The sequence below is a fragment of the Sphingomonas sanguinis genome (genome assembly GCF_001476905.1).
GTDB classification, from domain to species: domain Bacteria; phylum Pseudomonadota; class Alphaproteobacteria; order Sphingomonadales; family Sphingomonadaceae; genus Sphingomonas; species Sphingomonas sanguinis_B.
In genome coordinates this window covers 39,090-49,286 of sequence record NZ_LDTE01000008.1, presented here as the reverse complement: position 1 = coordinate 49,286, position 10,197 = coordinate 39,090, and the positions used below count along the sequence as shown (strand labels likewise).

General features: G+C 66.3%; 9 protein-coding genes. All 9 read right to left on the bottom strand.

Features of this window, described 5'->3' with window-relative positions; all coding sequences use genetic code 11:
- Positions 1-60: 60 nt before the first annotated feature.
- On the bottom strand, positions 61-786 hold the full coding sequence (locus tag SB4_RS02030; RefSeq protein ID WP_241488447.1) for a TorF family putative porin: 726 nt from the start codon (positions 784-786) through the stop codon (positions 61-63).
- Between the two features lie 14 nt (positions 787-800).
- Entirely contained in the window at positions 801-1,247 is a 447-nt protein-coding gene (locus tag SB4_RS02025) for a hypothetical protein (RefSeq protein WP_058751210.1), read from the bottom strand.
- A gap of 196 nt (positions 1,248-1,443) precedes the next feature.
- The gene (locus tag SB4_RS02020; RefSeq protein WP_241488445.1) at positions 1,444-2,193 is read right to left on the bottom strand and encodes a class I SAM-dependent methyltransferase; all 750 of its coding nucleotides are present in this window, start codon (positions 2,191-2,193) and stop codon (positions 1,444-1,446) included.
- Positions 2,194-2,200: 7 nt separating this feature from the next.
- Positions 2,201-3,328 carry a peptide chain release factor 2 gene (gene prfB / locus SB4_RS02015; RefSeq protein ID WP_058733666.1) on the bottom strand — a complete coding sequence of 376 codons (1,128 nt, stop codon included), beginning with the start codon at positions 3,326-3,328 and terminating at the stop codon, positions 2,201-2,203.
- 67 nt (positions 3,329-3,395) lie between these two features.
- On the bottom strand, positions 3,396-5,891 hold the full coding sequence (locus SB4_RS02010) for a penicillin-binding protein 1A (protein WP_058751208.1): 2,496 nt from the start codon (positions 5,889-5,891) through the stop codon (positions 3,396-3,398).
- 66 nt (positions 5,892-5,957) lie between these two features.
- Complete coding sequence (gene trhO, locus SB4_RS02005) at positions 5,958-6,911, bottom strand: oxygen-dependent tRNA uridine(34) hydroxylase TrhO (protein WP_058751207.1); 954 nt, start codon at positions 6,909-6,911, stop codon at positions 5,958-5,960.
- Positions 6,912-7,018: 107 nt separating this feature from the next.
- Positions 7,019-7,996, bottom strand: coding sequence for a hypothetical protein (locus SB4_RS02000; protein ID WP_058751206.1), 978 nt, complete (start codon positions 7,994-7,996; stop codon positions 7,019-7,021).
- The gene (locus SB4_RS01995; protein ID WP_058751205.1) at positions 7,993-8,613 is read right to left on the bottom strand and encodes a DUF805 domain-containing protein; all 621 of its coding nucleotides are present in this window, start codon (positions 8,611-8,613) and stop codon (positions 7,993-7,995) included. Before SB4_RS01995 ends, SB4_RS02000 begins: the two co-directional genes overlap by 4 nt.
- Positions 8,614-8,782: 169 nt before the next feature.
- Complete coding sequence (locus tag SB4_RS01990; protein ID WP_058733661.1) at positions 8,783-10,018, bottom strand: N-acetylmuramoyl-L-alanine amidase; 1,236 nt, start codon at positions 10,016-10,018, stop codon at positions 8,783-8,785.
- Positions 10,019-10,197 lie beyond the last annotated feature (179 nt).

Sequence of the window (10,197 nt, the reverse complement as noted above, 5' to 3'; positions counted from 1 at the left end):
CCTCCCCCATCCCCTCCCGCCTGCGGGAGGGGCAAGCCCGTGGCCAGCGATAAGAGAATTTTAGAACCCGAACCGCACCCGCCCGACGATCCGGTCGCCCGAATGCCGTGCATCGGCGAGCATAAAGGCCGAGGCCGCGCGTTCCGACACATCGGTGCCGACATAGTCCAGGCCCAGCGTCACCGGCCCGGTCACATGCTCCACGCCCAGCCGCCAGTCGGTATAGTCGCCGCCGGGACGCAGCCGTGCGGCGCGGAACGGATCGTCGGTCTTGCCGGTCGATCGGCCGATCCCGGCGAGAACGGTCCAGGGGGTGCCGGGAATGCCGCTCTGCGCGCCTGCGTGAAGATAGAGATTGTCGCCGCCGATCGCGTTTTGCGACGGGGCGTAATCGGCGCCGGCATCCAGCTGTACCGGACCCAGCGTATAAGCGGCCGAACCGCCCAGCTCGACATAATCGGCGTTGAAGCCCGCGCAGCCGAACAAATGGCCGGTCACCCGCCCGCGCACCGTCACCAGGCCGACCATCGTGCTGGCCCCCAGGGTCAAGTCGCCGACCACCCCGGCACCGCCATGCCGCTCCGACTCGCGCAACGCGACGATCCGGCCGCTCGCCTCGAACGGACCGCTCGTCGCGAAGATATCGGCGGAGGGCGATACCCGCCCCCCGCTCCAGCTCAGTCCCCGGCGATTCTCGTCGCTGTTCAGCTCGACCCCGATGGCGGGCCGCTGCTCCTGCGCGAGGACCGGCGTGGCCAGGATGACGCCCAGCAGGGCACCCAACATCAACTTGCTATCAATCATCCGGTACGCGTCTCGCTATGCAGTCTGTCCAGCTCGGAGCGGAGCAGACCATGATCCTCCTGCGCCACCGCCTGGAGATGCTCCTGCACCGCGTCGCGACGGGCGGCTACCTCCTGGGCGATCGCGGCGCGCTGGGTGGTGCACCAGCCCGGACGACTGCCCTCGATCACGCCGTCGCGCGCGGCGCTGCGCATCAGGGTGGTGCCGGTGGCCCCTCGCGCCTCGCGGTGCACGGTGACGTTCGCGCTCCACAGGCAGCGCAGCGTCGAGGGGCGACCACCGGTGGTCACCGCGCCGATCTGCTTGTGGGTCACGCCGACATCGGCGCTGTAGCGGACCGCGACGGGCCCCGAATGGTGATCCAGCTGTACTTGGTGTTCCAGCGCGCCCTCGGACGCGGCCGCCGCGCCGAGTGCCAGCCCGGCCATCCAAAGCATATGCATGGTCTTCTCCTTCTCGCGGTGCCTCGGCCTATTCTGGCCGATGGCCTGCCGGCCCCGTCGTGAGCCGACACAGGATCAATGCATGACAAAGCTGTCATGTTTCAAGTCCGTCACCGTCATGACGACTTTTCATCGATTGCCCGGCCAGGGTTCTCGGGAAGAAGGGACGACGGGCGCTTTGCCCGCCATGGCCTGCCTAATTGTCCTTCATCCGGCACGGCCGGATCGCGCTGGGCTCGGGGCGCGGGCCGGTGGCGCGGAAGGTCGCCAGATAGCCGCCCGCCGAAGGCATGTTCTGAAACGACACCTGGGTGAAGCCGACCGCCGCGAACTCGCATTTCAGGAGCGCGGGCGGCGTGCCGTGCGCGCGGGTGCGGCGATTGGCGTCAACCACCACGACCAGCCCGTCGGGCTTGAGCGCAGGGAACAGCCGCCAGAGGAACTCATAGGGCTGCGCGATCTCATGGTACATGTGCACCATGAGCACCCGGTCGAAGCTGCTGGGCGGCAGCTTGGGATCGGCGGGCAGTCCCAGACGGACGCTGACATTGTCCAGCCGCTCGCGCGAGACACGCTCGGCCAGCTGGTCGCGCCAGGCGGCGACGATATCCTCGGCCAGCACGCGACCGTTCTTGCCGACACGCTGCGCCAGGCGGACGGTGTAATAACCCTCGCCCGCGCCGATATCGGCGACCGTCATGCCGGGCCGGATTTCCGCCCGGTCCATGACCTGGTCCGCCTCGCGCAGGCGATCGCGCTCGTCCTCGTTCGACCAGCGCGCGGACACGACATGGGCGACCGGGCGATCGGCCGCCGGGAAAGGACCGATCTTTTCCTCCTCCTCATCCTTGTGCGGGATGAGCGGCTTCGATCCGTCGCATGCCGATATCGCGCCCCCCAGCGCGATGGCGAGCGTCGCCGCCAGGATGGCCCGTGCCCCCCGCATGCGCATCTTAATCGACATCTTCCACGGCGACCGCTTCACCGGTCACGCGCTGCGACAAGGCCGCGGCCATGAAGGCGTCGAGATCGCCGTCCAGCACATCGCCCGGCGCGGTCGAGGTGACCCCGGTGCGCAGGTCCTTCACCAACTGATAGGGCTGGAGGACATAAGAGCGGATCTGGTGGCCCCAGCCGATATCGGTCTTGGTCGCGTTCTGCGCATTGGCCGCCGCCTCACGCTCGGCCAGTTCGCGCTCGTACAGGCGGGCGCGCAGCTGGTTATAGGCCTCGGCCTTGTTCTTGTGCTGCGAACGCTGGTTCTGGCACTGCACCACGATGCCGGTGGGCAAGTGGGTGATACGCACCGCCGAGTCGGTCGTGTTGATGTGCTGACCACCCGCACCGCTGGCGCGATAGGTGTCGATGCGCAGCTCGCTCTCGTTGATCTCGACCTCGATATTGTCGTCGATCACCGGATAGACCCACACGGACGAAAAACTGGTGTGGCGCCGCGCGGCCGAGTCGTAGGGGCTGATCCGCACCAGCCGGTGCACGCCCGATTCGACCTTGGCATAGCCGTACGCATTCTCGCCCTTGACCAGCAGGGTCGCCGACTTGATGCCCGCCTGTTCGCCCGCATGATAGTCGATCAGTTCGACCTTCATGCCGTGCCGTTCAGCCCAGCGCGTATACATGCGCTGGAGCATCCCGGCCCAGTCCTGGCTCTCGGTGCCGCCCGCGCCCGCGTTGATTTCGAGGTACGTGTCGTTGGCGTCGGCCTCGCCCGCCAGCAGCGCCTTGACCTTGTCGGCCTCGGCCCGCTTGGCCAGCTCGCCCAGGCTGGTGACGGCTTCCTTCTCCAGCTCCTCGTCGCCCTCCATCTCGGCCAGCTCGATCAGCTCGACCGTACCGGACAGCTCGTTCTCGATGGCGCGGGTGGCGGTGATCGCCTCGTCCAGGCGGCGACGCTCGCGCATCACGGCTTGCGCCTGCTTGGGATCGTTCCACAGCGCCTGGTCCTCGACGCGCGCGTTCAGCTCGTCCAGGCGGCGCAGCGCGCGGTCCCAGTCGAGGAAGCGGCGCAGCAGCTCCAGGGCTTCGTTGATCGTATCGACATGAGCCTGCGCTTCAGCGCGCATGGGGATTCTCCAAAAACCGGTCGTGCCTCGCCCCGATGGGAAAGGAAAAATTCATATGGAAAGCGGGCTAGTAGATTCCGCCTTCCCTTTGCAAGAAATCGCTGTCGCGTGGGGGCGCGGGCTTGGCCGGACCGGCGGGCGTCGCAGGCGCCGGGCTCGCCGCCTCGGCACGGCGGGCGCGGCGGCGCGGCTCGCTTTCGGGCTTGAACGCTTCCCAGATCACGGCGGGCTTGGGATCGTCGCCGGTCGGGAAGGTGCCATAGACCGGCCGTCCGCTCGCCCGGTCGATACGGACCATGCGGATGCCGGGCGCGGCGCGGAAGGGCAGCTTGTCCAACCCCTCATAGGCCTTTTGCGCGAACTGGTGGAAGATCGGAACCGCGATCGTCCCACCCTGTGCATAGCCGCCCAGCGAGCGCGGCGTGTCATAGCCGATATAGAGGCCACCGACGAATTGCGGCGTGCCGCCGACGAACCAAACATCGGTGGGGCCGTTATTGGTGCCGGTCTTGCCGAACATCGGCCGGTTCAGGTCGCGCAGGCCGGTCGCGGTGCCGCGCTGGACCACGCCCTCGGTGATGTGGACCATCTGGTACGCGGTCATCGCGTCCATCACCTGACGCTGGCGGCTGATCGGGCGGGGCATCGGCTTGCCGTCATAATCGGCCGCGTTGCACCGGTCGCAGGCGTGCCAGTTCTCCGGCCAGATCACCTTGCCGTGCCGGTCCTGCACGAAGTCGATCAGCGTCGGATCGCCGCCGCGCCCGTTATTGGCCAGGATCGCATAGGCGTTGACCATCTGGCTCACCGTCGTCTCGCCCGCGCCCAGCGCATAGGCGAGATAGGGCGGGAAATCGCCGATCCCCATCTGCTTGATCATCGCCACGACATTCTTCATGCCGACGGTCGATGCCGTACGCACGGTCATCAGGTTGCGCGACTGCTCGATGCCCCAGCGCATGGTGTGCGGCCCCGCGCCGGCGGAATTGCCGAAGTTGCGGAAGCATTTGGTGCCCAGCCCCGCGCCCTGGTCAATACAGAACGGCCCGTCGACGATGATCGAGGCGGGCGTCATGCCATGGTCGAGCGCGGCGGAATAGACGATCGGCTTGATCGTCGAGCCCGGCTGACGCTCGGCCTGGGTCGCGCGGTTGAACGCCTGAAGCCGGGCATCGAAGCCGCCCTGCATCGCCAGCACGCGGCCCGTCGCGGGCTCCTCGACCACGAAGCCGCCCGAGATGCGCGGGACCGAGCGAAGCGCGAACTGGCTTCCCTCCGGCGAGACGGCGATGATGTCGCCGACCTTCAACGCGCTGAACGCGGTGGCCGCCGTGCCCCGGCGCGGCATCTCGGCCAGGCTGCGCGGCAGGGTGCCGGTGCGACCATTGGCGAACCCGATCGTCGCCTCGCTCGAATCCTTGGCGGTGACGATGCCCGCGCGCCAGTCGCGATAGTCGAGCCCGATATTGGTGTTGAGCAGCGCCTGCTGCCAATTATCGCCGTCGATATCCTCGTGCCGGATCGGCCCGGACCAGCCGCGCCCGCCCTCGAACCGGACCAGGCCATCGCGCAAGGCTTCGGCCGCCAGATCCTGCAGCCGCGTGTCGAGCGAACTGCGCACCCACAGGCCGCCATCATAGACGCTGTTTGGCCCGCTCTCCGCCTTTTCGCCATAGCGCTTGATCAGCTGGCGGCGCAGCTCCTCGACGAAATAGCCGCCCACTTGCGCATATTTGGGCGTGCGGCGCAGCACCGTGCCCAGCGGCTCGGCCATCGCCGCGTCATATTGCGCGCGGGTGATGAAATTGTTCGCCAGCATCTCGCGCAGCACATAGGCCCGGCGCTCCAGCGCGCGGTCGGGATGGCGGATGGGGTCGTAATTGGCGGGCCCCTTGGGCAGCAGCGCCAGATAGGCCATCTGGCCGAGCGTCAGCTCGTTGAGTTCCTTGTCGAAATAGGCATGGGCCGCCGCCTCGACGCCGAAGGCATTCCGCCCCAGCGCGATCTGGTTGAGATACAGCTCCAGGATCTGCTGCTTGGTCAGCGTATCCTCGATCTTATAGGCGAGGATCGCCTCCTTGACCTTGCGGGTGGGCGAATAGGCGTCGCCGATCAGCAGGTTCTTGGCGACCTGCTGGGTGATGGTCGACCCGCCGCGCGCGCGCCGCCCGGTGCCCCATTTCTTGGCATAGTCGAGGACCGCGCCCGCCAGCCCCGGATAGTCGACGCCGCCATGCTCGAAGAAGCTCTTGTCCTCGGCCGCCAGGAACGCGCGGACGAGCAGCGGTGGATATTCGTTGAACGACAATTCGACCCGGCGTTCGCGCGCATAGGACTGGATCGGCGTGCCGTCATTGCCGCGCACATGGGTGGGCAGCGGCGGCTCATAGGCCTTCAACGCATCGACCGAGGGCAGGTCGCGCATGAAGACGAACCAGAATACCCCCGCCGCAATCGCCACTAGCAGCGCGAGCCCGGCGAACAGCCGGACCCACCAGCGGCGCCAGAGCGGGCGACGCGGCGTTTCGGGGGTATCGGGCGAGGTGGAGGGTGTGAGGGCCATGACGTTGCGAAGGCTCGTGTAGCAGGTTCGCCCCGGCTTGCCACCCGCCTGGGGATGGTTTGCGCGTCAGGGCGCGCGCGGTTCGTCGCGGCTTTCGTCCTGCACGGGGAAGCGCGCGCCGACATGCGCCTCTCCGCGCGCCGCCGCCAGCCGCTCCTGCCGGTGCCGCTCGGCATAGGCGGCCAGCCGCTCCGCGTCGCGCGTGCCATGGCAGGCGGGGCAGCTCACCCCCTCGACATAGAGCGGCGAGGCGCGGTCCTCCGGACCGACCGGCATCCGGCAGCCATGGCACAGCCCGTGGCTCCCCGGCGACAGCCCATGTCCCACCGCCACGCGCGCATCGAAGACGAAGCATTCGCCGTTCCAGCGACTCCGCTCCTCGGGCATCGTCTCCAGATATTTCAGGATGCCGCCATCGAGGTGGAAGACGTCCGCCACCCCTTCCGCCTTCAGGAACGCCGTCGCCTTCTCGCAGCGGATACCGCCGGTGCAGAACATCGCGACCTTCGACTTGCCCGCCATCAGCTGGTCGCGGTTCTCGCGGAACCAATCGGGGAAGTCGCGGAAACTCTTCGTCCCCGGATCGACCGCGCCGTCGAACGTGCCGATCGCCACCTCATAATCGTTGCGCGTGTCGATCAGCAGCGTGTCGGGATCGGCGATCAGCGCATTCCATGCCTCGCCTGCGACATAGGTGCCGACTTCGCGTGTCGGGTCGATCCCGTCCACGCCCATCGACACGATCTCGCGCTTCAGCCGTACCTTCATCCGGTGGAACGGCATCATCTCGGCGGCCGAGTCCTTATAGTCCAGATCGGCGCAACCGGGCAGCGTGCGGATATGCGCAAGCAACGCCTCGATCGCGTCATGGCTACCCGCCACCGTGCCATTGATCCCCTCGCTGGCGAGTAGGAGCGTGCCACGAATGCCATTCGCCTCGGCGACGGCGAGCAGCGGCTCGCGGAGTAAGGCAGGGTCGGGGAAGGATGCGAAACGGTAAAGGGCACAGACACGGATCATCCGGCTGCCATTACGCCTATCGGGTGCGAGGGGCCAGACGTGCGTATGCGCGCCTATGCCAGCGGAGTTGCTGAGCCGTTGGAGCAGCCCAGCCGAGAAAACATCTGTCAGCGAAAATGTGGAAAGGCATATCCACCATAGAAGCGCGCCGGAATATCACCGAGGCGCGTCATTCTGGTCCGAAAATCCTCCTTGCCCCACGTTACCAGACTCAATTCCATCGGCCAATCGGCCAGATGAGCGCCCTCCATGGCTCGGACCACTTGCTCCTGAGGTACCTTCCAGAAATCAGACATGATGTCGCCCATTGCGATCCAAGGTCCCTTTCCCTCACGGCGAACCCTGGGCTGGAAATTCGGATTGACGACGACCCAATGTCGTTGCTCGAACGTGTTGGGGGTGCCGGTCGTCACCAGGCTGGAATCAATCTGAATGACGAGCCAATGCGAACGCCAGAAGCGCATCAGATTGGCGAACATGAAGAGGCCCGATTTCAACGCGCCCAGTCCCATGCTGTCGACCTGCGGTCGCGATCCGCCAGCTTGAAACCATTGTTTCAAAACCCAGGGATAGGTGATCGACAGGCCCACGTCGTCAGGTCCTGCGCCCCTGCGCAGGGCAGAGAGCGGGCGGGTCGATGCACTCAGTGCAGCCATCGTCATCCAGTCGAGGTGGGAGATTTGCTCCTTGCCCCTTCGCCGCCCCGCGATCGCCGCCAAGCTGGCCTTGGTCCGATCCGCCGACTCTACCTCGACATGCCCCACGCCAGTCCTGAAGGTGTAATGCCCTGTCTCCCACAGCGCGACCGCATAGGACACATAGATGTCCGGTCGATCCTTCAGGATGCAGTACAGAAAGGCTGCCGGGCCACAATAGGACGTCGCCAGTTGTCGCGGCATGCTGGTCCCGCGCAGCCTCGCGTCGATCTGCGTCACGAGATCGTCGCGAGCCACCGGCCAGCCTACGGGACTTTGTTGCAACGCGGAGACCGAGGGCGGTTTTGCGCCAGCGGGGCGACCCGCACTGGCGAACCGTTGAAGGATGGCGCGCGCATGATTCATCCGCTCGAACGCCGCAGCCGTCATCCTTCCATCACCCTTGCGACAGCCAGCGACCCTATCGAGAAGGTATAGCGACTTTCGCGATCGGCACGAATGCTATCGGTCGTCGTCTGGATGGCCAGGCCTATCGCAGCACAGCCCAGGATCGAGACCCCTGCCCAGGCCAAACTGCCACGATCCACTGGCCCGGCGTCCGGCCTGCTGACCTGCAATGGCCCCGGTGGCGGCACGCCATGAGAATTGGCGCCGGACTGCCCCGGACGGAGAAACGTGAACACGAACACAAGCGCGACGACCACGCCAATGCCGATGGCCGTCGCGCCCACGATCAGGAGCGAGAGAATAGAAAGGACTGCGCCCAGCGCGCCGATAAGGACCACCGCGCCAAGCGTCGCCCTGCGCCCCAGATCATGACATCGCCGCCCTGCTTCGGCGAACAGCTTGGCGAGCGCCGCGCCCGCCAATGCGCCAAGTATCGGGTAGGTCGCCGCGTCAAGAGCCACAATGCCCCAGACAACCAAGCTGACGACGACGACCATAGCGAGCGCCACCGCCATGAAACGGATAGGACCGGCCCTGCCTTTGGTGGAAAAAAACCACCCAAAGCCGCCGAGAATTTCGGTTTTCTGCCGGTTCGACATCGTCTCTCCTCGACACCGATCGCGCGACAACTTGGCCGCAGGCGCCAATATTGTCGACGACTACCGAACGGTCAACGGCCAATCCGCCAGCAACATTTTAAGGCAATAACCGACAAAATGCGATGGAAAGACGCGTGCGGAACGTCACCGTCGGGACGGTGTTCACCCCCTACCGCGACGCCATCCGTCGCGCGAAATGCACCTCGACCGCCTGCAATACCGCTTTCGCAATCCGCTCCTGGCCGTCCTTGCTGCTGAGGAACGCCGCGTCCTGCATGTTCGAGATATAGCCCGTCTCGAACAGGATCGACGGCATGTCGGGGGCCTTCAACACCATCAGCGAGGCCATGCGGTGGAAGACCGGCTTCACCGGGATCAGCGGCTGCGCCTCGCGGCCCAGCAGACGCGCGAAGCTGGCCGAGTCGTTCATCGTCTCGCGCTGGGTCAGGTCGATCAGGATCGTCGAGACGTCGCTGTTGCCGCCCAGATCGACACCCGCGATCACGTCCGCCTTGTTCTCGCGCGCCGCGAGGCGCGCGGCTTCCTTGTCGGAGGCGACGTCGGACAGGGTATAGGCGGTGGCCCCCCGTGCCTCGCCCGCGCCCGCACTGTCGCAGTGGATCGAGATGAACAGGTCGGCATGCAGCCGACGCGCGATGCCGTAACGCTCGCGGTGGAGGATATAACGGTCGTCCTCGCGGGTCAGCGCGGCACGCACCCGGCCGCTGGCGACCAGCGTGTCGCGGATCGCCTTGGCGATGGCCAGCGTCACGTCCTTTTCGCGCAGGCCCGTGACCGGGTTGATCGCGCCGGGATCGACCCCGCCATGGCCCGCATCGATCACCACAAGCGGCCGGTTGTCGGCGCCCTTCACGCGCGGCAGCGGCAGAGCGCGCGCGGGGCTCGGCACGGGCACGGTCAGGGTATAGGCGGGCTTGCGCTGGAAATGGAACGGAAAGAAGTCGAGCCCGCCCGCAAAGCTCGCCTGGGTATAGCCCTGGCGCACCGGCTTCAGCGTCAGCGAGAGCTGCCGCGCGTCATCGTCGAATCCGCCGTCGAAGATCGTCGCATCCTGCGCCAGCGAGAAGGTCAGGCGGGTGACGCCGGGCTTGATCAGCGTCTGGGTCAGGCCGCGCACCGTACCCTGGCGGACCGTGCTGGAACCGGGCGACGCGCCGGTCACGTCGATCGCCACGCGACGCGGCTCGTTCAGCATGACGCTGCGCGCGCGCTTCACGGGCGAATCGAACCGGATGATCAGCTGCGCACCGCGCACCACGACCCTCTGCACCGTCGCGGCCAGCGCACTGACCGGCGCGAACAGCCCGAACAGAAAAGCGAACAACATCAGCACGACACGGGGGATATGCCGTGCCGGCCTGCCGCTGGTCCAGCGAAAAGCCATCGTACCCAAACCCTTTTTGGCGATCCTCCGATCGACGGGTCCGGGATAGAAGCCGCTAGCTGACGCAGGGCTTTCAGCCATTGGTTAACACAAAATTCGGCATTTTTTTGCCGACGAAATCGGCAGTTTTCCGCCTGTTGCGCAAACGTTCCGATGATGCTAGCACATCTGCGGACCCC